This is a genomic window from Enterobacter sp. DTU_2021_1002640_1_SI_PRY_ASU_LCPMC_013 (genome assembly GCF_032389435.1).
Classification (GTDB): Bacteria; Pseudomonadota; Gammaproteobacteria; order Enterobacterales; family Enterobacteriaceae; genus Enterobacter; species Enterobacter hormaechei_C.
In genome coordinates this window covers 1461725-1486352 of the sequence record NZ_CP135594.1, presented here as the reverse complement: position 1 = coordinate 1486352, position 24628 = coordinate 1461725, and the positions used below count along the sequence as shown (strand labels likewise).

Annotated in this window: 18 protein-coding genes; 9 read left to right on the top strand and 9 right to left on the bottom strand. The window is 58.2% G+C overall.

Features of this window, described 5'->3' with window-relative positions:
- Both gsiA and iaaA read right to left on the bottom strand, forming a co-directional pair.
- Positions 1-1872, bottom strand: a complete 1872-nt coding sequence (gene gsiA, locus RS584_RS07025) for a glutathione ABC transporter ATP-binding protein GsiA (RefSeq protein WP_023296179.1) — start codon at positions 1870-1872, stop codon at positions 1-3.
- An 11-nt stretch (positions 1873-1883) separates the two neighbouring features.
- The gene (gene iaaA / locus RS584_RS07020) at positions 1884-2822 is read right to left on the bottom strand and encodes a beta-aspartyl-peptidase (protein WP_015571030.1); all 939 of its coding nucleotides are present in this window, start codon (positions 2820-2822) and stop codon (positions 1884-1886) included.
- Positions 2823-3011: 189 nt separating this feature from the next.
- Here iaaA and moeA point away from each other — a divergent pair, with 189 nt between their 5' ends.
- Entirely contained in the window at positions 3012-4244 is a 1233-nt protein-coding gene (gene moeA, locus RS584_RS07015) for a molybdopterin molybdotransferase MoeA (RefSeq protein ID WP_252010863.1), read from the top strand.
- A gap of 1 nt (position 4245) precedes the next feature.
- Positions 4246-4998 (top strand): molybdopterin-synthase adenylyltransferase MoeB, encoded by a 753-nt coding sequence (gene moeB, locus RS584_RS07010; RefSeq protein ID WP_315749144.1) that lies wholly within the window; start codon positions 4246-4248, stop codon positions 4996-4998.
- 114 nt (positions 4999-5112) lie between these two features.
- Here moeB and fsa read toward each other — a convergent pair whose 3' ends face one another.
- Positions 5113-5775: a fructose-6-phosphate aldolase gene (gene fsa / locus RS584_RS07005; RefSeq protein WP_017693747.1), complete on the bottom strand. Its 663-nt coding sequence runs from the start codon at positions 5773-5775 to the stop codon at positions 5113-5115.
- Between the two features lie 127 nt (positions 5776-5902).
- Here fsa and RS584_RS07000 point away from each other — a divergent pair, with 127 nt between their 5' ends.
- From RS584_RS07000 to RS584_RS06985, 4 genes are all read left to right on the top strand, one after another.
- Positions 5903-6802, top strand: a complete 900-nt coding sequence (locus RS584_RS07000) for a glycyl-radical enzyme activating protein (protein ID WP_017384897.1) — start codon at positions 5903-5905, stop codon at positions 6800-6802.
- A 4-nt stretch (positions 6803-6806) separates the two neighbouring features.
- Positions 6807-9239, top strand: coding sequence for a formate C-acetyltransferase/glycerol dehydratase family glycyl radical enzyme (locus RS584_RS06995; RefSeq protein WP_315749143.1), 2433 nt, complete (start codon positions 6807-6809; stop codon positions 9237-9239).
- Between the two features lie 218 nt (positions 9240-9457).
- The gene (locus tag RS584_RS06990) at positions 9458-10273 is read left to right on the top strand and encodes a Cof-type HAD-IIB family hydrolase (RefSeq protein WP_032620018.1); all 816 of its coding nucleotides are present in this window, start codon (positions 9458-9460) and stop codon (positions 10271-10273) included.
- Positions 10274-10423: 150 nt separating this feature from the next.
- The gene (locus RS584_RS06985) at positions 10424-11680 is read left to right on the top strand and encodes a DUF1479 domain-containing protein (protein ID WP_315749142.1); all 1257 of its coding nucleotides are present in this window, start codon (positions 10424-10426) and stop codon (positions 11678-11680) included.
- Here the strand turns inward: RS584_RS06985 and RS584_RS06980 are convergent.
- Complete coding sequence (locus RS584_RS06980) at positions 11677-12750, bottom strand: LacI family DNA-binding transcriptional regulator (RefSeq protein WP_193041668.1); 1074 nt, start codon at positions 12748-12750, stop codon at positions 11677-11679. The genes RS584_RS06985 and RS584_RS06980 overlap by 4 nt on opposite strands.
- Positions 12751-13036: 286 nt before the next feature.
- On the opposite strand from RS584_RS06980, the gene RS584_RS06975 reads away from it, so the two are divergent.
- Entirely contained in the window at positions 13037-14338 is a 1302-nt protein-coding gene (locus RS584_RS06975) for an MFS transporter (RefSeq protein ID WP_015571039.1), read from the top strand.
- 17 nt (positions 14339-14355) lie between these two features.
- Positions 14356-16719 carry a glycoside hydrolase family 31 protein gene (locus RS584_RS06970; protein WP_315749141.1) on the top strand — a complete coding sequence of 788 codons (2364 nt, stop codon included), beginning with the start codon at positions 14356-14358 and terminating at the stop codon, positions 16717-16719.
- 92 nt (positions 16720-16811) lie between these two features.
- Here RS584_RS06970 and RS584_RS06965 read toward each other — a convergent pair whose 3' ends face one another.
- A complete protein-coding gene (locus RS584_RS06965; RefSeq protein WP_003858434.1) occupies positions 16812-18407 on the bottom strand; it encodes an ABC-F family ATPase in 1596 nt (531 codons plus the stop codon).
- Positions 18408-18629: 222 nt separating this feature from the next.
- On the opposite strand from RS584_RS06965, the gene ldtB reads away from it, so the two are divergent.
- Complete coding sequence (gene ldtB, locus RS584_RS06960) at positions 18630-19550, top strand: L,D-transpeptidase (protein ID WP_015571042.1); 921 nt, start codon at positions 18630-18632, stop codon at positions 19548-19550.
- Positions 19551-19591: 41 nt separating this feature from the next.
- Here ldtB and RS584_RS06955 read toward each other — a convergent pair whose 3' ends face one another.
- From RS584_RS06955 to RS584_RS06940, 4 genes are all read right to left on the bottom strand, one after another.
- A complete protein-coding gene (locus RS584_RS06955; protein WP_315749140.1) occupies positions 19592-20308 on the bottom strand; it encodes a GntR family transcriptional regulator in 717 nt (238 codons plus the stop codon).
- A gap of 14 nt (positions 20309-20322) precedes the next feature.
- Positions 20323-21645, bottom strand: a complete 1323-nt coding sequence (locus RS584_RS06950) for a PTS sugar transporter subunit IIC (RefSeq protein WP_040117415.1) — start codon at positions 21643-21645, stop codon at positions 20323-20325.
- A gap of 51 nt (positions 21646-21696) precedes the next feature.
- A complete protein-coding gene (locus RS584_RS06945; RefSeq protein ID WP_017384904.1) occupies positions 21697-23073 on the bottom strand; it encodes a glycoside hydrolase family 1 protein in 1377 nt (458 codons plus the stop codon).
- A 184-nt stretch (positions 23074-23257) separates the two neighbouring features.
- A complete protein-coding gene (locus RS584_RS06940; protein WP_315749139.1) occupies positions 23258-24628 on the bottom strand; it encodes an efflux transporter outer membrane subunit in 1371 nt (456 codons plus the stop codon).

The window sequence follows — 24628 nt, the reverse complement described above, 5'->3', positions numbered from 1 at the left end:
TTATAACCGCGAGAATGCATTGCCCTGACGCGGTGGTGCGACAAAATGACCGGGTCCCACCTCACGCAGCGCCACGCGCTCCAGGGTTTCGCCCCGTTTACGAATATTGCTCGGCATTTCGTCCTGCAACAGCACGCGCTGGGCGTGACGATGCTCAGGATCGGCAACCGGTACGGCGGCCATCAGCTTGCGGGTGTACGGGTGCTGCGGGTTTTCAAACACCGCCCGACGGGGGCCGATTTCAACAATTTGCCCCATGTACATCACCGCCACGCGATGGCTGATCCGCTCCACCACCGCCATATCGTGGGAGATAAACAGAAACGCAATGCCTAAATCCCGCTGTAAATCGAGCAGGAGATTGATGATTTGCGCGCGGATAGAGACATCCAGCGCTGACACGGACTCATCCGCAATCACCACTTTCGGATTGAGGGCCAATGCCCTCGCAATGCAGATACGCTGACGCTGACCGCCAGAAAATTCGTGCGGATAACGCCAGGCATGCTCCGGCTTCAGGCCCACGCGCTCCAGCAGCCATGCGACGCGGCGCTGCGCGGCTTCACCGTCGAGCAGGTTATGCACCCGCAGCGGCTCCATAATCGAGTACCCCACCGTATGGCGCGGATCGAGCGACGCATAAGGATCCTGGAATATAAACTGAATATCCCGGCGCACCGCCTGCAATTTACTGTTAGGGAGCGTGTCGATGCGCTCACCGTTGAAGGTGATGCTCCCCTCCTGCGACGCCACCAGCCTGAGCAGCGCCCGTCCGGTGGTGGATTTACCGCAGCCGGACTCCCCCACCAGCGCCAGTGTTTCGCCCGGCCAGAGATCAAAACTGACGTTTTCAACCGCATGCACTTCGCGCTTCACGCGATTGAGGATCCCGCTACGCAGCGGGAAACGGGTCACCAGGTCACGCACTTCGAGGATTGGCCTGCCGGGAACCACCGTATCCTGCTCGGTTTCGTCTTCCTGCTGGCCCTGTTCGGTCTGTGAGAACAGCGGAAAACGGCGCGGAAAATCACTGCCATTCATGGCCCCCAGACGCGGGACCGCCGCCAGCAGCGCTTTGGTATAAGGATGCACCGGCGCATGAAAGACCTGCTCCACCGTGCCGGTTTCCACGGCATTGCCCTGATGCATAACCAGCACCCGATCGGCAATATCCGCCACCACCCCCATATCGTGGGTGATGAAAATCACCCCCATCTCCATCTCCTGCTGCAATACCTTAATCAGTTGCAGGATCTGGGCCTGAATGGTGACATCCAGCGCCGTGGTGGGTTCGTCCGCAATGAGCACCGCCGGACGGCACGACAGCGCCATCGCAATCATCACCCGCTGGCGCATGCCGCCGGAAAGCTGATGCGGATAGCGGGACAAAATCGCGTGCGCCTCAGGGATACGCACCAGCTCCAGCATCCGTTTTGCTTCATTGAGCGCCTCATCACCGCTCAGTCCCTGATGCAGGCGGATAGATTCGGCAATCTGCTCGCCCACCGGAAAAACCGGGTTCAGGGAGGTCATCGGCTCCTGAAAAATCATCGCAATATCTGCCCCGCGCACCCCCTGCATCTGGGACGCGCTCAGCTCGTTGAGATCGATTACCTGACGGTTGCGACGGCGCAACAGCATCCGCTCGCTGGTGACCTGCCCGCCCGTCTGCTCAAGCAGACGCATCAGCGCCAGCGCGGTAACGGATTTACCGGAACCTGATTCGCCAACAATCGCCAGCGTCTCGCCGCGCCTGAGCGAAAACGATAAATTCTGTACTGCGGGGATGAACTGCCGCTCTTCCTGAAACGCAATATTCAGTTGGTGGACAGCCAGCACTTCGCAGTTGTCCAGCTCTTCACGGTGCGGCACGCAATGCCCCCTTATTCACGATAAATGCCTGTGCTGGGCGCATCGCCGGCATACCCCCACGCCCGGTACATCCCTTCACTGTTGAACGGCAGAGCCACGTTGCCCTCCCGATCCACCGCAATTAAGCCGCCAATCCCGCCCAGCGCCGGCAGTTTCTCCATCACTACCCGCTCGCAGGCCTCACTCAGGCTTAATCCGCCGTAATCCATTAGCGCGGTAATGTCGTAGGCCGCCAGCGCGCGGATAAACACTTCGCCGGTGCCGGTGCATGACACCGCCGCGGTGGCGTTATTGGCGTAACACCCGGCCCCCGGCAGCGGGCTGTCGCCGACGCGACCGGGAAGTTTGTTGGTCATACCGCCTGTCGACGTCGCGGCGGCGAGATTACCGGCTTTATCCAGCGCCACCGCGCCTACCGTGCCCATTTTGCTGCGTTCATCGAGCGGCGCGGCATGGTCCAGCTGCGTCATCCCCGCTGTACGGGCCTCCAGCAGTTGCCGGTAACGCTCCTCGGTGGAAAAAAGATCGGGCGAGACCGTGTCCATCCCGTGCTCGACGGCAAATTTTTCCGCCCCCGCCCCGGCCAGCAGCACATGCGGGCTTTGTTCCATCACCAGACGCGCGGCCAGCACCGGATTACGCAGACGGCTGACGCCCGCTACCGCGCCCGCCTTCAGAGTGACGCCGTCCATCACGCAGGCATCCAGCTCGTGCGTTTCATCGCGCGTAAAGACCGAGCCAATACCGGCATTAAACAGCGGGCACTCCTCCAGCAGACGTACCGCCTCGGTCACCACGTCCAGCGCGCTGTCGCCCGCTTCCAGCATGCGCTGGCCTGTTTCCACAATGGCGTTCAGCGCATCAATATAACGCTTCTCCTGCTCGGGACTGAGCTGTGCACGGGTGATTGCCCCGGCACCGCCATGAATTGCGATAACCGCTTTACTCATTTCGCATCACCCATCAGCCTGGCTGGCTGCTTTTTCTATAAATATCATTATCGTCGACGAATCTTCAGATGATTTTTGAATATAGAAAGACGCAACTGTGATGTAAAGCGTACACCCATCGGGTCATACAGTTAGCCGCACTTTTCTGCCATAATGAGCGCTTTCGTTGTTACTCCGCAGGAGCCCACCATGGATTTTACCGCCGGACTGATGCCGCTTGAGACGGCACTCTCGCAGATGCTTGATCGTATTACTCCCCTGCACGACGTTGAGACACTGCCGCTTGTGCGCTGTTTTGGCCGTATTGCCGCGCGCGATATCGTCTCGCCGCTGAACGTGCCGGGGTTCGATAACGCGGCGATGGACGGCTATGCCGTACGTCTGGCGGATCTGCAAACGGGTCAGCCGCTGCCGGTGGCAGGTAAAGCGTTTGCCGGGCAGCCGTTTAACGGTGAGTGGCCAGCGGGCACCTGCGTGCGCATTATGACCGGGGCACCGGTGCCAAAGGGCTGTGAAGCCGTGGTGATGCAGGAAGAGACCGAACAAACGGACGACGGCGTGCGCTTTACCGCCAGCGTCAAAGCGGGACAAAATATCCGCCACATCGGGGAAGACATTACCCTGGGCGCAACGGTCTTTGCCGCCGGGCAAAAACTGACGGTCGCCGAACTGCCGGTGCTGGCATCGCTTGGCATCGCGGAGATTGACGTGATCCGCAAAGTGCGCGTGGCGGTGTTCTCCACGGGAGACGAGCTACAGCTTCCGGGTCAGCCGCTGAACGAGGGGCAGATTTACGACACCAACCGTCTGGCGGTGCACCTGATGCTTGAGCAGTTGGGCTGCGAGGTGATTAACCTCGGTATCATTCCTGACGATCCGCAAAAACTGCGCGCGGCGTTTATCGACGCTGACGCCTCTGCCGACGTGGTGATCAGCTCCGGCGGCGTATCGGTTGGCGAAGCGGATTACACCAAAACCCTGCTTGAAGAGCTGGGTGAAATCGCCTTCTGGAAGCTGGCGATTAAACCGGGCAAACCGTTCGCGTTTGGCAAACTTCCGCACAGCTGGTTCTGTGGCCTGCCGGGTAACCCGGTCTCCGCCGCGCTGACCTTCTACCAGCTGGTGATCCCGCTGCTGGCGAAGCTTTCAGGCAACAATGCCAGCCCGCTGCCGGAGCGCGTGCGCGTGCGGGCGGCAACGCGCCTCAAAAAATCACCGGGCCGTCTCGATTTCCAGCGCGGCATTCTGGCGCGCAACGCCGACGGCGAGCTGGAGGTGAGCACCACCGGGCATCAGGGTTCGCACATCTTTAGCTCCTTCAGTCAGGGTAACTGCTTTATCGTGCTGGAGCGCGATCGCGGCCACGTTGAGGCGGGCGAATGGGTTGAAGTGGAACGCTTTAACCACCTGTTCGGAGGCTGACATGACGGTGGAACTGAGCGACCCGGAGATGATGCGCTATAACCGCCAGATCGTGCTGCGCGGGTTTGATTTCGAGGGCCAGGAAGCGCTCAAGGCGGCCAGCGTGCTGGTTGTTGGTCTTGGCGGGCTGGGCTGCGCGGCAGCGCAATATCTGGCTGCGGCGGGCGTCGGCAGCATGACACTGCTGGATTTCGACACCGTGTCGGTGTCCAACCTGCAACGCCAGACGCTGCACAGCGACGCGACGGTCGGTCAGCCTAAAGTGGAATCAGCACGCACAGCGCTGGCGCGCATTAACCCCAACGTTCAGTTCACCCTGATTGACGCGATGCTGGATGACGACGCGCTGTTTGCGCAGATTGCACGGCATGACCTGGTGCTGGACTGCACCGATAACGTCGCCATTCGCAACCAGCTCAATGCGGGTTGCTTTGCCCATAAAACGCCGCTGATTTCCGGCGCGGCCATCCGCATGGAGGGGCAAATCAGCGTCTTCACCTACGCTGAAGGAGAGCCCTGCTACCGCTGCCTGAGCCGTCTGTTTGGCGAGAATGCGCTGACCTGCGTCGAGGCGGGCGTAATGGCGCCGCTGGTTGGCGTGATTGGTTCCTTGCAGGCGATAGAGGCGATCAAAGTGCTGGCGCACTACGGCACGCCCGCAGCGGGTAAAATCGTGATGTATGACGCGATGACCTGCCAGTTTCGCGAGATGAAGCTGATGCGTAACCCGGGGTGTGAGGTGTGCAGCAAATAAAAAAGTCGGGTGGCGGCTTCGCCTTACCCGACCTACAACGGCTCGAACGGCGCCACCCGGCAACAGCAATGCGAATGTAGGCCGGGTAAGCGTTAGCGCCACCCGGCAACCGCATCAGACAGACGTCCGTCCAAACGCCCCCTGCCAGTCCTGCTCAAACTTCACAATTGCCGCATCCACCGCCGGAGAGGTAATAAACTGCTGCGCCACGTCCAGCGGCAGCGTGATGGATTCGCACCCTGCCAGCAGGCAGTCCAGCGCCTGGCGCGGGGTTTTAAAGCTCGCCGCCAGCACTTTTGACTGCGGGGCATGCAGGGTCAGCAACTGTTGCAGTTCGACCACCGTCTGGATCCCGTCCCCGCCCTGCGCGTCCACGCGGTTCACATAAGGAGCCACATACTCAGCCCCCGCCAGTGCGGAGAGCATCCCCTGTGCTGCGCCGTACACCGCCGTACCCAGCGTCGGGATCCCTTCTGCTTTCAGCATTTTGATCGCCGCCAGCCCTTCAGCGGTCACGGGCACTTTCACCACCAGGTCATTGATTATCGCGCGCAGCTTACGTGCGTCTTCCACCATTCCCTCGGCGGTCTTCGCCATCACCTGAGCGAACAGCCGGCCCTTGCCGCCCAGCGCGTCGTGCAGCGCGGGCAGCAGCTCTTCCAGAGGCGTTTTACCCGCCGCCACAATGCTTGGGTTAGTGGTCACGCCCGCCAGCGGGAAGATACGCGCCAGCTTTTTGACTGCCGCAACGTCAGATGTGTCGAGATAAAGTTCCATGATGTCACCCTCAAAATTAGCCTGCACTTACCCTATCACAGCAAAACCTGCTCAGGAATTGACCCACATCAAGATAACTTTCATTCGAAAGTAATTTAATCTTCATATGTAATTAGAGGGCAAGAAAATGATCTTCAATATACAGCGTTACTCCACCCACGACGGCCCTGGTATTCGAACCGTGGTATTCCTGAAAGGCTGCTCGCTGGGCTGTCGCTGGTGTCAGAACCCGGAAAGCCGCTCCCGCACGCGGGACGTCCTGTTTGATGCCCGTCTGTGCCTGGACGGCTGTGACCTGTGTCAGCAGGCCGCGCCGGGGTGTGTTGAACGCGCGCTGAACGGGCTGGTCATTCATCGTGAGACGCTTAACGACGAGACGCTCACTGCCCTTACCGACTGTTGCCCGACCCAGGCGCTTACCGTCTGCGGTGAAGAGAAGCAGGTGGAGGAGATTATGGCCACCGTGCTGCGCGACAAGCCCTTCTACGACCGCAGCGGCGGCGGGATCACCCTCTCCGGCGGCGAGCCGTTCATGAATCCGGCGCTGGCACACGCCCTGTTTAAAGCCAGCCATGAACAAGGTATTCATACCGCCGTTGAAACCTGCCTTCACGTACCCTGGCATTATATCGAGCCGTCACTGCCGTATGTCGATCTGTTCCTGGCAGATCTGAAACATGTGGACAGTGACGTATTCAAACAGTGGACCGATGGCTCAGCCAGACGGATCCTGGACAACCTGAAGCGCCTCGCCGCTGCCGGGAAAAAAATCACCATCCGCGTGCCGCTGATCCAGGGCTTTAACGCCGATGAAGCGTCGGTTACCGCCATTACCAATTTCGCCGCCGACGAACTCGGCGTTCACGATATTCATTTTCTGCCGTATCACACGCTGGGCATGAACAAATACACCCTGCTCGGCCAACCCTACTCTGCCCCTGACAAACCGCTGGATAACCCTGCCCTGCTGGACTTCGCGCAGCAGTATGCCTGCCAGAAAGGGTTAACCGCGACCTTACGAGGATAAACTTATGACCACCCTGAATCTCAACACCCTCAGCGAGCGCATCAAGGCGCACAAAACGGCGCTGGTGCATATCGTTAAGCCGCCGGTCTGTACCGAGCGCGCGCAGCACTATACCGAAATGTATCAGCAGCATCTGGACAAGCCGATCCCGGTACGTCGCGCGCTGGCCCTCGCCCACCACCTGGCAAAACGTACCATCTGGATCAAGCACGACGAGCTGATTATCGGCAACCAGGCAAGCGAAGTGCGCGCCGCGCCGATTTTCCCGGAATATACCGTCTCCTGGATTGAGAAAGAGATTGACGATCTGGCGGACCGTCCGGGCGCGGGCTTTGCGGTGAGCGAAGAGAACAAGCGCGTCCTGCATGCGATCTGCCCGTGGTGGCGCGGCCAGACGGTGCAGGATCGCTGCTACGGCATGTTTACCGACGAGCAGAAAGGCCTGCTGGAAACCGGCATCATCAAAGCGGAAGGCAACATGACCTCCGGTGACGCACACCTGGCGGTGAATTTCCCGCTGGTGCTGGAGAAAGGTCTCGACGGCCTGCGCGCGAAAGTGGCCGAGCGCCGGTCGCGCATCAACCTGACGGTGCTGGACGATCTGCACGGCGACCAGTTCCTGAAAGCCATTGATATCGTGCTGGAAGCCGTAAGCCTGCACATCAAACGCTTTGCCGACCTGGCGCGTGAAATGGCCGCGACAGAAACCCGCGACAGCCGCCGCGACGAGCTGCTGGCCATGGCGGAAAACTGCGACATCATCGCCCACCAACCGCCAAAAACCTTCTGGCAGGCGCTACAGCTGTGCTACTTCATTCAGCTGATCCTGCAAATTGAGTCCAACGGTCACTCCGTCTCCTTTGCCCGTATGGACCAGTACCTTTACCCGTACTACCGCCGCGACGTGGAGCTGGACCAGAGTCTGGATCGCGAACACGCCATTGAGCTGCTGCACAGCTGCTGGCTGAAGCTGCTGGAAGTGAACAAAATCCGCTCCGGCTCGCACTCCAAAGCCTCTGCGGGCAGCCCGCTGTATCAGAACGTCACCATCGGCGGCCAGAAGCTGGTCAACGGTGAACCGATGGACGCGGTCAACCCGCTCTCTTACGCCATTCTCGAATCCTGCGGTCGCCTGCGCTCCACCCAGCCAAACCTGAGCGTGCGCTACCACGCGGGCATGAGCAACGACTTCCTCGACGCCTGCGTGCAGGTGATCCGCTGCGGCTTCGGGATGCCGGCGTTTAACAACGATGAAATCGTGATCCCGGAATTTATCAAGCTCGGCGTGGAACGAGCGGACGCGTATGACTATGCGGCGATTGGCTGCATCGAAACCGCCGTCGGCGGCAAGTGGGGCTATCGCTGCACCGGCATGAGCTTTATCAACTTCGCCCGCGTGATGCTGGCGGCGCTGGAAGGCGGTCGCGACGCCACCAGCGGCCAGGTATTCCTGCCGCAGGAAAAAGCGCTTTCTGCCGGTAACTTCGGGAATTTTGATGAGGTCATGGCGGCGTGGGATAACCAGATCCGCTACTACACCCGCAAATCCATTGAGATCGAGTACGTGGTGGACACCATGCTGGAAGAGAACGTCCACGATATTCTCTGCTCGGCGCTGGTGGACGACTGTATCGAACGCGCGAAAAGCATTAAGCAGGGCGGCGCGAAGTATGACTGGGTTTCCGGCCTACAGGTGGGGATCGCCAACCTCGGCAACAGCCTGGCAGCGGTGAAGAAGCTGGTGTTTGACCAGGGCGTTATCGGTCAGCAACAGCTGGCGGCGGCGCTGGCGGATGACTTCGAGGGGCTGACCCACGAGCAGCTGCGCCAGCGCCTGATCAACGGCGCGCCGAAGTACGGTAACGACGACGACAGCGTGGACCTGCTGCTGACCCGTGCCTACGAAACCTACATTGAAGAGCTGAAGCAGTACCATAACCCACGCTACGGCCGCGGCCCGATTGGGGGTAACTACTATGCGGGCACGTCGTCTATCTCCGCAAACGTGCCGTTTGGCGCAGCAACCATGGCAACGCCGGACGGGCGTAAAGCCCACACCCCGCTGGCGGAAGGGGCAAGCCCGGCCTCCGGTACCGACCACCTCGGCCCGACGGCGGTGATTGGCTCCGTGGGTAAACTGCCGACGGAAGCGATTCTCGGCGGCGTGCTGCTAAACCAGAAGCTGAACCCGTCGACGCTGGAAAACGACAGCGATCGCCAGAAGCTGATGGTGCTGCTGCGCACCTTCTTCGAGGTGCATAAAGGCTGGCACATTCAGTACAACATCGTCTCCCGCGAAACGCTGCTGGAAGCGAAGAAACACCCGGATCAGTATCGTGACCTGGTGGTGCGCGTGGCGGGCTACTCGGCGTTCTTCACTGCCCTGTCGCCAGATGCGCAGGACGATATTATTGCCCGTACTGAGCATACGCTGTAACGGTTTATCCCCTCTCCCTTTAGGGAGAGGGTTAGGGTGAGGGGGAAATGCGCACGCTGATGCCCTCACCCCGGCCCTCTCCCACGGGGAGAGGGAGAAAACACTAAAAACGGCAACTTCGGTTGCCGTTTTGCTTTGACTTTCGAATGAAATTAAATTTGTGCTCCCCGTCACCTTGTTATTAGAATGTTTCAAACGCAGTGACCCAGGAGCACAGTATGACCGTAAAAGTTATCGTCACCGATATGGACGGAACTTTCCTTGATGATGCCAAGCAGTACGATCGTGACCGCTTCCAGGCACAGTTTGAGCAGCTTAAAGCCCGCGACATTGAATTTGTTGTCGCCAGCGGCAACCAGTATTACCAGCTCATCTCCTTCTTCCCGGAGCTGAAAGATCAGATCTCCTTCGTCGCGGAAAACGGCGCGCTGGTCTTCGATCACGGCGAACAGATTTTCCACGGCGAACTGACGCGTCATGAATCGCAGATCGTCATTGGCGAGTTGCTGAAAGACAAAGGGCTGAACTTTGTGGCCTGCGGGCTGGAGAGCGCGTACGTCAGCGATAAAGCGCCAGAAGCGTTCGTGAAGCTGATGTCGAAACACTACCATCGCTTAAAACCCATCAGCGATTACCGCGAAATTGACGACGTGCTGTTTAAATTCTCCCTGAACCTGCCGGACAGCGATATCCCGAATCTGGTTGATAAACTGCATGTCTCCCTGGACGGCATCATGAAGCCGGTCACCAGCGGCTTCGGTTTTGTCGATTTGATTATCCCCGGCCTGCACAAGGCCAACGGCATCAGCCGCCTGCTTAAACGCTGGAAAGTCTCACCTCAGGCGTGCGTCGGCATTGGCGACAGCGGCAACGATGCGGAAATGCTGAAGCTGGTAAAATACTCCTTTGCGATGGGCAACGCGGCGGACAGCATTAAAGAGGTCAGCCGTTACACTACCGACGATAACAACCATCAGGGCGCGCTGAATGTGATTCAGTCCGTGCTCGACGCGCACTCCCCGTTCGACGCCTGATCCCCCTACCTGCCGGAGCCTCGCTCCGGCCTCTCACTCTTTTCCCATCCTGTGGCACCCGTCAAGGTTTTAAACTTGCATTAACTTTTTTTTAACTTAAAGTATCACTTGTAGACACTTTTACTTTCGAATGAAAGATGCGAGGCAGTTATGACCTTTACCAGCGAAACGTTGCCAGCGGACCATAAAGCGGCAATCCGTCAGATGAAACGTGAATTACGCGCGCAGATCGGCGACGTGCAGGCGGTGTTCGACCGGCTCAGCGATAAAATCGCCACCCGCGTGGCGGAAATCAACGCTCTCAAAAACAAAGGCGAAACCGTCTGGCCAGTGATCCCTTTTGCCGACGTGAAAAACGGCACGATCACCGCCGAACAGCGCGAAGCCGTTAAACGTCGCGGCTGCGCGGTGATCAAAGGCCACTTCCCGCGCGAGCAGGCGCTGGCGTGGGATCAGTCGATGCTCGACTACCTCGATCTGAACAAATTTGACGAGGTGTACAAAGGACCCGGCGATAACTTCTTCGGCACCTTAACGGCCTCTCGTCCGGAGATTTATCCGATCTACTGGTCTCAGGCGCAAATGCAGGCGCGTCAGAGTGAAGAGATGGCGCAGGTACAGTCGTTCCTTAACCGCTTATGGACATTTGAGAGCAACGGCAAGCAGTGGTTCGACCCGGACGTGAGCGTGATTTACCCGGACCGCATCCGCCGTCGTCCACCGGGAACCACCTCGAAGGGACTTGGCGCACACACTGATTCTGGCGCGCTGGAGCGCTGGCTGCTGCCCGCTTATCAGCAGGTCTTTGCCCGCGTGTTTGACGGCAACGTTGAGAAATACGATCCGTGGAATGCCGCGCACCGTACCGAAGTGGAAGAGTACACCGTGGATAACACCACCAAATGCTCGGTGTTCCGCACCTTCCAGGGCTGGACGGCGCTGTCGGATATGATCCCCGGCCAGGGGCTGCTGCACGTGGTGCCGATCCCGGAGGCAATGGCTTACATTCTGCTGCGTCCGCTGCTGGACGACGTGCCGGAAGACGAGCTGTGCGGCGTGGCGCCGGGACGCGTACTGCCGATTTCCGAGAAGTGGCACCCGCTGCTGATCGAAGCGTTAACCAGCATTCCGGCGCTGGAAGCCGGTGATTCCGTGTGGTGGCACTGCGATGTGATCCACTCCGTCGCGCCGGTGGAAAATCAGCAGGGCTGGGGCAACGTGATGTACATTCCTGCCGCGCCAATGTGCGAGAAGAATCTCGCCTATGCGAAAAAGGTCAAGGAAGCGCTGGAAACCGGCGCGTCGCCGGGCGATTTCCCGCGCGAGGATTATGAGAAAAGCTGGCAGGATCGCTTTACCGTGAACGATCTCAACATCCACGGCAGGCGCGCGCTGGGCATGGCTTAACCGTCGTACAGCCCTTCCCGCTCCACGGCGGTGCGTCGCTTCCCCTGACGTATCCGCCGTACCGACTCCCGCACGGTCAGCGTGCCGTTTAGCAGCAACGTTCCTACCGGCGCGTCCGGGCGCATCAGCCGCTGCTGGAGCATATATACCGCTTCTGTTCCCAGCTCATCGCGCGGGACATGCACTGCCGTTAAGGGCACATCCTGAATCGCGGCCAGATTAAACCCGTCAATGCTCATCACCGAGACATCCTGCGGCACGCGCAGACCGTGTTTTTGCAGCGCGCTGATGGTCCCCGCCGCCATAAAATCGCCACCAACCAGGAACGCCGTTGGCAGGTCCTTCCCTTTCTGCTGGTGAAGCCACTCGCTCACCAGCTGCTCCGTCTCTCTGGCGCTGAAGCTGGACACCATCAGCAGGTCGCGCCTGTCGCTGAACCTGAGGTTATGACCGTGCCACGCGCCGCGGATCCCGGACAGGCGCAGCTCCATGGTGTAGCGACGCAGGCACAGCACGTTCATCACCTCCCGGTGCCCCATCTCGAACAGGTACTCTGCCGCCCGCTCGCCAATCGCGCGATGATCCGGCGCGACGGCGGGCAGGCGCATGTGGCGGTCCCGGCAGTTAATCAGCATGCAGGGTTTGCCCACGTCTACCGCCAGATCGTGGATATGCGGATCGTCGATACCGAGGAGGATCGCCGCCTGAGTGTCCGCTTCGTTCATGCGGGCCAGAAACAGCTGGGCATCGCTGTCGTTCTCCTCCAGCGCACAGTAGCGCAGACGCACCTCGTGCGAGGCCAGTCCTTTGCTCACGCTCTGGATGACGCGGTAGTAAAAGATGTCGGACCGCTCGTCAAACGCCCGCTGCGGGGCAAACACCACCAGGCTGTTAAGCAGCAGACGCCCCGCCGCCATGCCGTCCATTACCCCCAGCTCCCGCGCGCACGCCAGCACCTTTGCCCGTGCCTTTTCGCTGGTGTTTGCCTTCCCAGCCAGCACGCGAGAAACGGTGCTGATGGAGAGCTGCGTCCGGGCGGCGATTTCGGTGATTTTAAGCCTTTTGTCCATTTTGTGATCTGGCTCCGGATGTGAAATGAAAAAATTTTCACAACATGTTTATCAGGTAATAACTTGCGAGAAGGTCATAATGCCGAAAATTAAACCTCTGTTATGAGAAAATTTGCACAAAATCCACTATTCCCTGCCCAATTTCTTTCTTAAGGTGAACCTGTCACACAACTTCCATACTAGTTGTATAGCAGCTTAGCGCTCTAAAACAGATAACTTTCAAACGCCTGACGCTGTGTGACACCTGAACCTTTGTCCCCTTACCGTCCGTCTTGTGGAGAAGAAAATGAGTCAGGACATCAATAACACCGTTGCGACAAGCAAAACACGTCGCGTCATCAGGAACCTGCGCTGGTACGTACTGGTGCTGTTTCTTCTCGGCGTGACCGTTAACTACATCACCCGTAACTCGTTAGGTATTCTCGCCCCTGAGCTGAAAGAGAGCCTCGGGATCACCACCGAGCAGTACTCCTGGATCGTCGGCGCGTTCCAGATCGCCTACACCATTTTCCAGCCCCTGTGCGGCTGGCTGATTGACGTTATCGGCCTGAAAATCGGCTTTATGGTCTGCGCCGGGATCTGGGCGCTGATGTGTATCTTCCACGCGGGTGCCGGAAGCTGGCTGCACCTGGCGATTCTGCGCTTCTTTATGGGTGCGTCCGAAGCCGCCGCCACGCCAGCGAACGCCAAAACCATCGGTGAATGGTTCCCGAAATCAGAGCGCCCTGTTGCCGCAGGCTGGGCGGGGGTAGGCTTCTCCATTGGGGCCATGCTGGCCCCGCCTATCATCTACTTTGCCCACGCGTCGTTCGGCTGGCAGGGTGCGTTTATGTTTACCGGCGTGCTGGCGCTGCTGTGGGTGATCCTGTGGTGGGCGTTTTATCACAACCCGGAACAGCACCCGAACCTGAGCCGCGATGAGCTGGCGTTTATCAAGCAGGATAACGAACCTGCGCCGGTCAAACTGCCCTTCCTGACCGCGCTGAAAACCGTCTCGAAGAACAAACGGTTCTACGGTATCGCCATCCCGGCCTTTATGGCGGAACCGGCCTGGGCCGTGCTGAGCTTCTGGGTGCCGCTGTACCTCGCCAAAGAGCACGGTATGGATTTGAAGCAGATCGCGATGTTCGCCTGGCTGCCGTTCCTGGCCGCCGACCTCGGCAGCGTGGCGAGCGGCTACCTGACCCGGCTCTACACCCGCTGGTTTGGCTGCACCCGCGTCAACTCGGTGGTAGCCAGCTCCGTCACCGGCGCGTTTCTGATGATTTCTCTGGCCGTCGTGGCCGTGACCCGCGACCCGTATATCACCATCGTGCTGATCTCCATCGGCGGCTTCGGGCACCAGATCATCTCCTGCATGCTTAGCGCGCTGGTCGTGGAGTCGTTCGACAAAGGCCAGATGGCGACGGTCAACGGCATGCGCGGCTCGGCGGCGTGGATCGCCAGCTTCCTGTTCTCCCTTTTGATTGGGGTGACCGCCGACAAAATCGGCTTTAACCCGCTCTTTATCGCCATGGGCTTCTTTGACCTGATTGGCGCTGTTTTCCTGGTGGCATTTATTGCTGAACGTCGCGCCAAGCGCGCCTGATAGTGGATGTATTGCATATGAAAACCCTGAAAAACTGGACCGTCGATACGCAGCCGGCGAATCATCTGGAACTGCTGATCGATAACCAGCACCGCCTGTGCCTGTATGTGCTGGAAGAGAATCTGTTCCGTGTGCTGATCAAACGTAAAGGCGAGCTGGCGCTGAACCGCACCTGGAGCATCGCGCCGGAACAAGATGTGCCGTGGGAAGGCCGCCGTCGTGACGATGTCAGCGGCTTCACCTGCCCTGCCTGGACGCTGACGCAGCAGGACGACACGTTAACCGTAGCGACTGAACAGCTGCGCGTCACCGTCCACCAGCCGCTGTGGCTGGAGTGGCACTACCGCAATGAGGCGGGCGAGTGGCAGCCGCTGGTCAATGACCGCCCGACCAGCGCCTACCTGCTGAACGCCCACGGTGACGGCGTGGCGCACTATCTCAGCCGCCGTAAGGATGAACGTTTTTACGGTCTGGGTGAGAAAGCGGGTGATTTACAGCGCAACGGCAAACGCTATGAGATGCGTAACCTGGACGCGATGGGCTATAACGCGGCCAGCACCGATCCGCTTTACAAGCACATCCCGTTCACCCTCACCCGTCGCGATGACGTGAGCTACGGTCTGTTCTACGATAACCTGAGCAACTGCTGGCTGGATCTGGGTAACGAGATCGACAACTATCACACTGCCTACCGCCGCTGGCAGGCGGAAGCGGGCGATATTGACTACTACCTCTTCACCGGCAAGCGCGTGCTGGACGTGACCAAAGCCTTCGTGCGCCTGACGGGGAAAACGCTGTTCGGACCGAAATGGAGCCTGGGCTACAGCGGCTCGACCATGCACTACACCGACGCGCCGGATGCGCAAAACCAGCTGATGAACTTCATCCGCCTGTGCGATGAGCATGCCATTCCGTGCGACTCGTTCCAGCTCTCCTCCGGCTATACCTCGATTAACGGCAAGCGCTACGTCTTTAACTGGAACTACGACAAAGTGCCGCAGCCGAAGGTGATGAGCCAGGCGTTCCACGACGCGGGGCTGCGGCTTGCGGCCAACATCAAGCCGTGTCTGTTGCAGGATCATCCCCGCTACAGCGAAGTGGCGGAACGCGGCCTGTTCATTCGTGATTCAGAAACCGATGCGCCTGAACTTTCCAGCTTCTGGGATGACGAAGGATCGCATCTCGACTTCACCAACCCGCAGACGGTGCAGTGGTGGCAGAACGGCGTGACCACGCAGCTGCTGGAGATGGGCATCGACTCCACCTGGAACGACAACAACGAGTATGAAGTGTGGGACGGGGAAGCGCGCTGCTATGGCTTCGGTCAGGAGATCGCCATCAAGCACATTCGCCCGGTGATGCCGCTGCTGATGATGCGCGCCTCGCTGGAAGCGCAGCAGCGCTTTGCGCCGGAGAAACGTCCGTATCTGATCTCCCGCTCCGGCTGCGCCGGGATGCAGCGCTACGTTCAGACCTGGAGCGGCGACAACCGCACCAACTGGGACACCCTGCGTTATAACATCCGCATGGGGCTGGGCATGAGCCTGTCCGGACTGTTCAACGTCGGTCACGACGTCGGCGGTTTCTCCGGCGACAAGCCGGATGCCGAGCTGTTCGTGCGCTGGGTACAGAACGGCGTGATGCACCCGCGCTTTACCATTCATTCGTGGAACGATGATCACACGGTGAACGAGCCGTGGATGTACCCGGGCGTCACGCCTGCGATTCGCAGCGCCATTGAACTGCGCTACCGCCTGCTGCCGTATCTCTACACCCTGCTCTGGCAGGCGCACGCCGACGACGAGCCGATGCTGCGCCCGACCTTCCTCGATCATGAGCACGATGCGCAGACCTTTGAAGAGTGCGACGACTTCCTGCTGGGCCGTGACCTGCTGGTGGCCAGCGTCGTCGAAGCCGGGCAGCGCGAGCGCCGCGTCTGGCTGCCGGATAACGAAACCGGCTGGTACGATTTTTACACCCACGCGTGGTATGCGGGCGGGCAAGCGATCGTCCTTGATGCGCCGCTGGAAAAACTGCCGCTGCTGGTGCGCGCCGGGGCCGGTTTGCCGCTCAGCGAACGCATCCGTCACGTGAGCGCAGATAAAGACGATACCCGCGAGCTGAAACTGTTCCCGGTGAAAGGCGTCGGCACCACCGCCGGGCTGCTGTTTGAGGATGACGGCGAAAGCTGGGGCTACCAGAACGGCAACGCGCTGTGGGTGGAATGGGAGATGGTGTGCGACGGCGCAAGTATCAACCTGAAGGTGAATGCGCGCGGCGACTATCGTCCGGCATGGAAGGCGCTGAAGGTGTCATTACCGGCGGGGGAAAAACGTACGCTGCGGGTGAACGGGGTTGAAGGGGGCGAGTGGGTGGTATAGTGCGGCCTGTTGCCCTCACCCTAACCCTCTCCCACAGGGAGAGGGGATAGAACGTAGGCCGGGTAAGGCGAAGCCGCCACCCGGCTATTTTTTTAACTCTCGATACCTTTACTGCGCAGGTAATCTTCGTAGTTACCGGTGAAGTCCACCACGCGCTCTGGCGTAATTTCGATCACGCGGGTCGCCAGCGAGCTGACGAACTCCCGGTCGTGAGAGACGAAGATCAGGGTGCCCTGATACATCTCCAGCGCCATGTTTAGCGACTCAATAGATTCCATATCCAGGTGGTTGGTCGGTTCATCCATCACCAGAATATTCGGTTTTTCCATCATCAGCTTGCCGAACAGCATACGGCCCTTTTCACCACCGGAGAGCACTTTGGCTGGCTTTTTGATGTCGTCCTGGCTGAACAGCAGACGCCCCAGAATGCTGCGTACCGCCTGCTCGTCGTCGCCTTCCTGCTTCCACTGGCTCATCCAGTCGAAGACGGTCAGATCGTTTTCAAACTCATATTCATGGTCCTGCGCGTAGTAACCAATCTGCGCGTTTTCAGACCATTTCACGGTACCGTTATCCGGTTGCAGTTCACCCACCAGGGTTTTCAGCATAGTGGATTTACCCACGCCGTTGGCGCCCAGGATGGCAATCTTCTCGCCCACTTCCAGCAGCAGGTTGAAGTTTTTGAACAGCGGGCCTTCATCGAAGCCTTTGGTGAGGGCTTCCACTTCCAGCGCGTTACGGAACAGCTTCTTGTCCTGCTCGAAGCGGATGAACGGGTTCTGACGGCTGGAGGCTTTAACCTCTTCCAGCTTGATTTTGTCGATCTGACGTGCACGCGACGTTGCCTGGCGCGATTTAGAGGCGTTGGCGCTGAAGCGGCTGACGAAGGATTGCAGGTCCGCAATCTGCGCTTTCTTCTTGGCGTTGTCGGCCAGCAGACGCTCGCGCGCCTGGGTTGCCGCCGTCATGTACTCATCGTAGTTGCCCGGATAAACGCGCAGCTCGCCGTAGTCCAGATCCGCCATGTGAGTACACACCATGTTCAGGAAGTGACGGTCGTGCGAGATGATGATCATGGTGCTGTCGCGATCGTTCAGCGTCTGCTCCAGCCAGCGGATGGTGTCGATGTCCAGGTTGTTCGTCGGTTCGTCGAGCAGCAGGATGTCCGGGTTAGAGAACAGCGCCTGTGCCAGCAGCACACGCAGCTTCCAGCCTGGCGCGACTTCGCTCATCGGGCCGTAATGCTGTTCAACCGGAATACCGACGCCCAGCAGCAGTTCGCCCGCACGCGCTTCCGCAGAGTAGCCGTCCATTTCGCCGTATTGCGTTTCCAGGTCGGCCACTTTGTAACCGTCTTCTTCGCTCATCTCAGCGAGACCGTAGATACGATCGCGCTCCTGCTTCACTTCCCACAGCTCCGCGTGCCCCATGATCACGGTGTCGAGCACGGTGAACTCTTCGAAGGCGAACTGATCCTGACGCAGCTTACCGATGCGCTCGTTAGGGTCGAGCGACACGTTACCGAGCGTTGGCTCCAGGTCACCGCCGAGGATCTTCATAAAGGTGGATTTTCCGCTACCGTTGGCACCAATCAGGCCGTAACGGTTGCCGCCGCCAAATTTGACGGAAATGTTTTCGAACAGCGGCTTACTGCCAAACTGCATAGTGACGTTGCTGGTAACTAACACGGAGAGATTCCTGCGAAAAGTGTGATAAACGCGGCATTATGCCACAATTCCGAATTGAGATCCCGTGTTGCGGTAATCCACTAAACTTTAACAAAATCGAAAAAAATGTGATTTCGTACACATCTGAATTCCCAGTTAACGGGAATGCACATATAATGCGCTCCCATTACCGATTCAGACTTATCAACTCATCGCCAGAATGGCTTAGATACCTCGCATAACATGAACATGAAATTAACAACGCTTTTTGCGGCGGCGTTAGCCGTAGTAGGTTTTTGTAAGACCGCGTCTGCGGTGACGTATCCCCTGCCGACAGACGGAAGCCGTCTGGTGGGTGAAAACCAGGTGGTGACGGTGCCGGAAGGGAACTCTCAGCCGCTGGAATACTTCGCGGCGCAGTATCAGCTCGGTCTGTCGAACATGCTGGAGGCGAACCCGGGCGTTGACCCGTATCTGCCGAAAGCGGGTACCGTACTCAACATTCCACAGCAGCTGATCCTGCCGGATACCGTGCACGAAGGTATCGTGATTAACAGCGCCGAAATGCGTCTGTATTACTACCCGAAAGGCACCAACACCGTGATCGTGCTGCCTATCGGTATCGGTCAGCTGGGTAAAGACACTCCGCTGAACTGGACCACCAAAGTAGAGCGTAAGAAAGCGGGCCCAACCTGGACGCCGACCGCCAAAATGCACGCTGAGTACATTGCTGCCGGCGAACCGCTGCCAGCCGTTGTGCCTGCCGGCCCGGATAACCCGATGGGTCTGTACGCGCTGTACATTGGACGTCTGTATGCCATTCACGGTACTAACGCCAACTTCGGTATCGGCCTGCGCGTAAGCCACGGCTGCGTGCGTCTGCGTAATGAAGACATCAAATTCCTGTTCGATAACGTGCCGGTCGGTACGCGCGTGCAGTTCATTAACGAACCGGTGAAAGCGACGTCAGAGCCGGACGGCAGCCGTTACATTGAAGTGCATAACCCGCTGTCCACCAGCGAAGATCAGATCAACAACAACGAAATCGTACCGATTAAGCTGACCAGCGCGGTGCAGTCCGTCACCTCTCAGGCGGATGTTGACACGACCATTGTTGACCAGGCGATTCAGAACCGTTCCGGTATGCCGGTGCGTCTGAACTAATCGTGAGAATTATAAAAGCGGGCCGCGGGGCCCGCTTTTTTTTATCCGTTATTCACGATAACGATGCCGCCATGGTCATAGCGATAGTGACAATGGGCATACTCCAGCGGCGTGCCATCTTCAAGATAGATCACCTGCTCCACCTCCAGCACCGGATCGGTCAGTTCACAGATTAAGTGCTGCATATCCAGCGCATTTGGTTTCAGCGCCCGCACCACCCGATACGATCCCATGATCTTCAGCCCCAGCGTCTCCTGTACATACCGGAACACCGAACTTTCAAGATGGGTTTTGTTCAGACCGGGCACCAGATTGAGCGGCATTACCGTAGCGTCCAGAGACATCGGCTCACCGTTCAGTAAACGCAGACGGATAAAGTCATAGATCGGCGTATCCGGATTTATCATCAGCGATGCCTGCTCTTTCTCGTTCGGGAAGCGCAGTTCGAAGTGCACCACCTGGCTCGTCACCGTGCCTAAATGTTCCCATGTTTTGGTCGCCCCGAAGTAGTCGCTGCCGGAGAGATCCCACTGGGAAAGCTGGAGGAAATTTTTGCGGATGAACGTGCCCTGCCCCTGTCGGGTATAGACCAGCCCTTCTACGATCAGCTGACGCATCGCCTGCTGAATGGTCATCCGGCTGGTGCTGAACTCCGCCGCCAGCGCGAACTGGTCCGGCAGAGGTTCATTGGCGGCGTACTGCTGGGTGATAATGCGTTTCTTAATTTCCCGCGCTATGGTGATGTACTTCGCCGCCATCGTCCTTCCTTAAATTAGTGTTCTGTCCCGCTGTTTTTCAACGCCACTCGCTCGGCAACTTTGAGGAAAGGCAGGTAGAAGAATACACCAAATACGATGATTGCCAACTGCACCACCACCGCCCGCCAGTCCCCCGCCGTCGCCAGCCAGGCGCTGAGGATCGGCGGGGTCGTCCACGGGATCATCACCACGCAGCGCGACATGAGCCCCAGCGTGGTACAGAGCCACGCAAAGTAAATCCCGATAGCGGGCAGCAGCACAAACGGGATCATCAGCGGCAGGTTAAAGACTATCGGCAGGCCGAAAATCACCGGCTCGTTGATGTTAAACAGACCCGGCGCCAGCGACAGACGCGCCACCTGCTTCGCTGATTTCTGTCTTGAGAAGATGAAGATAGCAATCAGCAATGAGATTGTGCTGCCCGTCCCGCCCACCATGCCAAAGGTCGGCACAAAGATGTTGTTAATGATGTGCGGGATCGGCTGGCCGTTGGCAAAGGCCAGCATATTCTCATTGGTATTGATCAGCAGGAACGGCTCCAGCACCACGCTGTTGACCACCGACTGATGAATACCGAGCGTGAACAGGAAGTTACCGAAGCTGTAAATGAAGATCGTCCCGGGCAGACTGGTGTTGATCAGCCGCAGCGGCTGCTGAATAAATGTCGTAATGAGATGGATCAGATCCGTGTGCAGCACGTTCGCCAGTATGGCCGCCAGCACCGCAAACAGGGAGAGCGTGAGGATCGTCGGGATCAGCGCGGTAAAGGATTTGCTCACCGCTGGCGGTACGTTCTCCCCCAGCGAAATGTGCAGCGCCTTCAGCCGTGAAATGGCGATAAACAGCTCGGTTGAGAGCAGCCCAATCAGCACCCCGGCGAAAATCCCGGTGGAGCCGATATTGGCGAACGTCAGCACCTGGGTAACGTTTACCGTGGCGTCGCTGCCGACGGGGGTAATCTGTAAGCGCATCGGCATCATGATGATGAAACTGCTGACGGCGATAACCACTGCCGAGACCGGATTGTCGAAATCTTTGTTGCGCGCTAGCGACCAGGCGATCATCGGCGCCAGCAGCAGCGCGGCGATGTTCAGCGTGCCGTTGATGATCGCCTCGCCCCACACCTTAAACTGCGTAAGCGTGTCGCCCGCAAAAATCCACGGGAACACCACGTTATTCACCAGCACCGCCAGACCGGCAAGGATGAAAATCGGCATTACCGTGGCGAAGGCATCGCGCAGGGAGCGAAGATGCACCTGGTTTGCCAGGCGCGCTGAGAACTCAACAAATTTATCGACAAAAGACTGCATGTGCGGTGTTATTTTTGTTTCAGACATAGCGGATAGTTCCCATCAATCAGTCACAAAAACGGCCCGGCAGCGTACGGCTTACATCTCGCGTCCGTTGGTATGGATAACCTGTTTTAACCACGCATAGCTCTTCTTCGGCACGCGCTTCAGGTCTTTCAGGTCGTGATTTTCACGGTTGACGTAGACCACGCCGTAGCGCTTGCGCATGTCACCCTGCGAGCTAAGAATGTCAATCAACCCCCAGCCGAGATAGCCCAATACCTCTGCCCCGTCCTCGAACATCGCCTCTTTCATGGCCTCGATATGCGCCCGGTGGTAGTCGATGCGGTAGGTATCCTCTATGGGGTTTACGCCATCCCAGGACTCAATCACCCCAATGCCGTTCTCAATCGGGAATACTGGCATCCGCCAGTCGTTGGCATAGCGGGTGATGATGGTGCGAAAGCCCAGCGGATCGATCTGCCAGTTCCACTCGGTGGCCTTCAGGTACGGATTGTTTTTCTCGCCGTGCAGCAGGTAATAGTTCACCGGCGTGCCTTCCGGGATGGCATCGCTGTCCAGCGTTTTGCTGGCGTAGTAGCTGAAGGCCATAAAGTCGTTCTTCGTGCGCGCAAACAGCGCGAGATCGTCTGCGCGGTAGATATCGCCGAAGCCTTCCTGCTCCACCACCGCCATCACCGCCGGGCTGTAGCCCTGGCCCGCGAAGACGCGCAGCAGGTTCTGGTTGAGGAATTCGTCGTACTGCTGGGCGCAGAAGATGTCACGCGGTTTGCAGGTGGCCGGATAAATCAGCTGGTGCGCCAGCATGCCGCCCATCAGCTTGCCCGGCTTAGTCTGGTGCAGGTACTCGGTCAGCGCCATGTGCGCCACCATGGTGTGATGCTGCACTTCGTACAGCTCGCGCAGGGTTTCCTCCCCCTTCATATAGCCGGAGATGCGAAAGGCTATCGGCATGTGGAAAATATTCTGCTCGTTAAAGGTCAGCCAGTACTTCACCCGGTCACCAAAGCAGTCGATCATCTTTTTGCCGTAGCGGATAAACGCCTCCACGACGCGACGATCGTTAAATCCGTTGTACTCCTGCGCCAGCGCCAGCGGCATATCGAAGTGGTAGAGGCAGACCATCGGCTCGATACCGCGGGCGATCAGATCGTCGATAAAACGGTCATAAAACGCGATGCCTTCGGCGTTGAACTCGCCGTCACCCTGCGGGCAGACGCGGCTCCAGGAGATCTGGAAGCGGTAACAGTTCATGCCCAGATCCTGCATCAGGTCGAAATCTTCCCGGTAGCGGTGGTAGGAGTCGGTGGCCACTTTCCAGTCAGAGATATTTTCACCGGCTTCGCGAATGTCATACACCGACATCCCCTTTCCGCCCTCATTCCAGGCCCCTTCCGTCTGCATGCTCGACACCGAGTTGCCCCATAAGAAGTTGGCTGGCAGTGATTGATTCATGGTTGCCTCCTATATGACTAGTCATTTAAATGATATGACTAGTCATATAGCCGGAGATGAAATTTCGATCAAAGGGGAGGAACGATTTTTGTGAGATGGGTTTGAATAATGACGAGGGATGTCTTGCGAACTGCGCCCCGGCAGCAAGTCATATTGCTGCCAGACGTAAATGAGTCTGCGCAATTCAGGGGAAAGATACCGAACCGCCGAACTCCATATAGATTTTTGCCAGATTATTTAACTGGTTAAAGCGATTTTCATACAGTGCCAGTTCGGCCTGACGGCGTTTCTCCTGAGCATCAAGCCAGAAAGAAATTCGCACCGCGCCCTGGCGATAGCGAACTTCGTTTAGCCTCTCTGATTTTTTCGCCAGTTCCAGGCCTTCACGTAGAAGCGTCTCCTGTTCCAGGAGTTGATGACGCAAAGCAAGCGCATCTTCTATGCTACTCATCGCCTTGTAAAGTTCCTGTTTAAACTCCAGAACCCGTTGCTCGTAGTCGTTGCGGGCAATCTTCACGTCCATGCCCCTTTCTCTCCATTCCAGGAACGGCAGGGTCAGGTTTGCTCCAACAGAGCCTACAGGATTTTCCAGGAAGGCCATAAGGCTGCTGCTGCTGGTGCCAAGCGAGCCGGTCAGACTAAACGCTGGATAAAATGCAGTACGCTGGACATCAACGGTGGCCAATGCTTCCCGTACCCGCCACTCTTTAGCGCTGATATCGGGTCGATGCCGCAGCACGTTGACCGGGATCTTTCCACTGACCTGCGGCAGTGGTCCCATTGGTAACGTTTTCGGTTCGACTATCGCGCTGCCCGGCGCGGTTCCAAGCAAAACGGCTTGCTGATTGAGCGCCTGTAAACGTTCATTCTTCAACGCCGCCAGCCTGTTTTCCTGCGAAAGCACGCCCTGCTGAGCATCCACAACATCCAGAGAGGAGGCACCGCCCGCGGCATAACGCGCGTTAGCCAGGCGCAGCGTCTCTTTTGCATAGTTGATGCTTTGTTGCAGGACAGACAGCTGCTGGTTAATAAAGCCTAAGCGCCAGTAATTATTACTGGCATTTGAAAGCAGCGTCAGGCGTGCAGAACGCAGATCCTCTTCCGAGGCAAAATGTGCCCACGCCTTCCCATCGCGCTGCCGCGCTATTTTGCCCCACAGATCCAGCTCATAGCTGGTATTAATACTGGCAACGCTGCCCCTGCTCCAGTTGGCTGAGCTGTTCAGCTGTTTTTTACCGTCAAGCGCGAGCGAACCTTTTAGTCCCGGATCGTTTGTGATGCCAATCCGCTCTTCTTCCAGGCGGGCGCGATAAACACGCAATACCGCTCCAGCGACATCGTTATTGCGCACCATCACCTGCCGCAGCCAGCCGTCGAGGTCTGGATCGTTAAAGGCCTGCCAGTCGAATGGCATCCTCTCCTCCGCAGCATCCGCCTGATACCAGTTGGCAGGGTATTTCACCTCAGGAGGCTGATAGTCGCTCTTCAGAGAGTCGGCGCAGCCAGCGCTAAGCAGGACAGCAAGGCATACCGTTAAAGGGGATAATATTTTCAT

Bases quoted from the DNA above. Each gene is read 5' to 3' on its own strand.
- iaaA (WP_015571030.1), bottom strand. From the start codon at position 2,822: ATGAGTAAAGCGGTTATCGCAATTCATGGCGGTGCCGGGGCAATCACC.
- moeA (WP_252010863.1), top strand. From the start codon at position 3,012: ATGGATTTTACCGCCGGACTGATGCCGCTTGAGACGGCACTCTCGCAG.
- moeB (WP_315749144.1), top strand. From the start codon at position 4,246: ATGACGGTGGAACTGAGCGACCCGGAGATGATGCGCTATAACCGCCAG.
- fsa (WP_017693747.1), bottom strand. From the start codon at position 5,775: ATGGAACTTTATCTCGACACATCTGACGTTGCGGCAGTCAAAAAGCTG.
- RS584_RS07000 (WP_017384897.1), top strand. From the start codon at position 5,903: ATGATCTTCAATATACAGCGTTACTCCACCCACGACGGCCCTGGTATT.
- RS584_RS06995 (WP_315749143.1), top strand. From the start codon at position 6,807: ATGACCACCCTGAATCTCAACACCCTCAGCGAGCGCATCAAGGCGCAC.
- RS584_RS06990 (WP_032620018.1), top strand. From the start codon at position 9,458: ATGACCGTAAAAGTTATCGTCACCGATATGGACGGAACTTTCCTTGAT.
- RS584_RS06985 (WP_315749142.1), top strand. From the start codon at position 10,424: ATGACCTTTACCAGCGAAACGTTGCCAGCGGACCATAAAGCGGCAATC.
- RS584_RS06980 (WP_193041668.1), bottom strand. From the start codon at position 12,750: ATGGACAAAAGGCTTAAAATCACCGAAATCGCCGCCCGGACGCAGCTC.
- RS584_RS06975 (WP_015571039.1), top strand. From the start codon at position 13,037: ATGAGTCAGGACATCAATAACACCGTTGCGACAAGCAAAACACGTCGC.
- RS584_RS06970 (WP_315749141.1), top strand. From the start codon at position 14,356: ATGAAAACCCTGAAAAACTGGACCGTCGATACGCAGCCGGCGAATCAT.
- ldtB (WP_015571042.1), top strand. From the start codon at position 18,630: ATGAACATGAAATTAACAACGCTTTTTGCGGCGGCGTTAGCCGTAGTA.
- RS584_RS06955 (WP_315749140.1), bottom strand. From the start codon at position 20,308: ATGGCGGCGAAGTACATCACCATAGCGCGGGAAATTAAGAAACGCATT.
- RS584_RS06950 (WP_040117415.1), bottom strand. From the start codon at position 21,645: ATGTCTGAAACAAAAATAACACCGCACATGCAGTCTTTTGTCGATAAA.
- RS584_RS06945 (WP_017384904.1), bottom strand. From the start codon at position 23,073: ATGAATCAATCACTGCCAGCCAACTTCTTATGGGGCAACTCGGTGTCG.
- RS584_RS06940 (WP_315749139.1), bottom strand. From the start codon at position 24,628: ATGAAAATATTATCCCCTTTAACGGTATGCCTTGCTGTCCTGCTTAGC.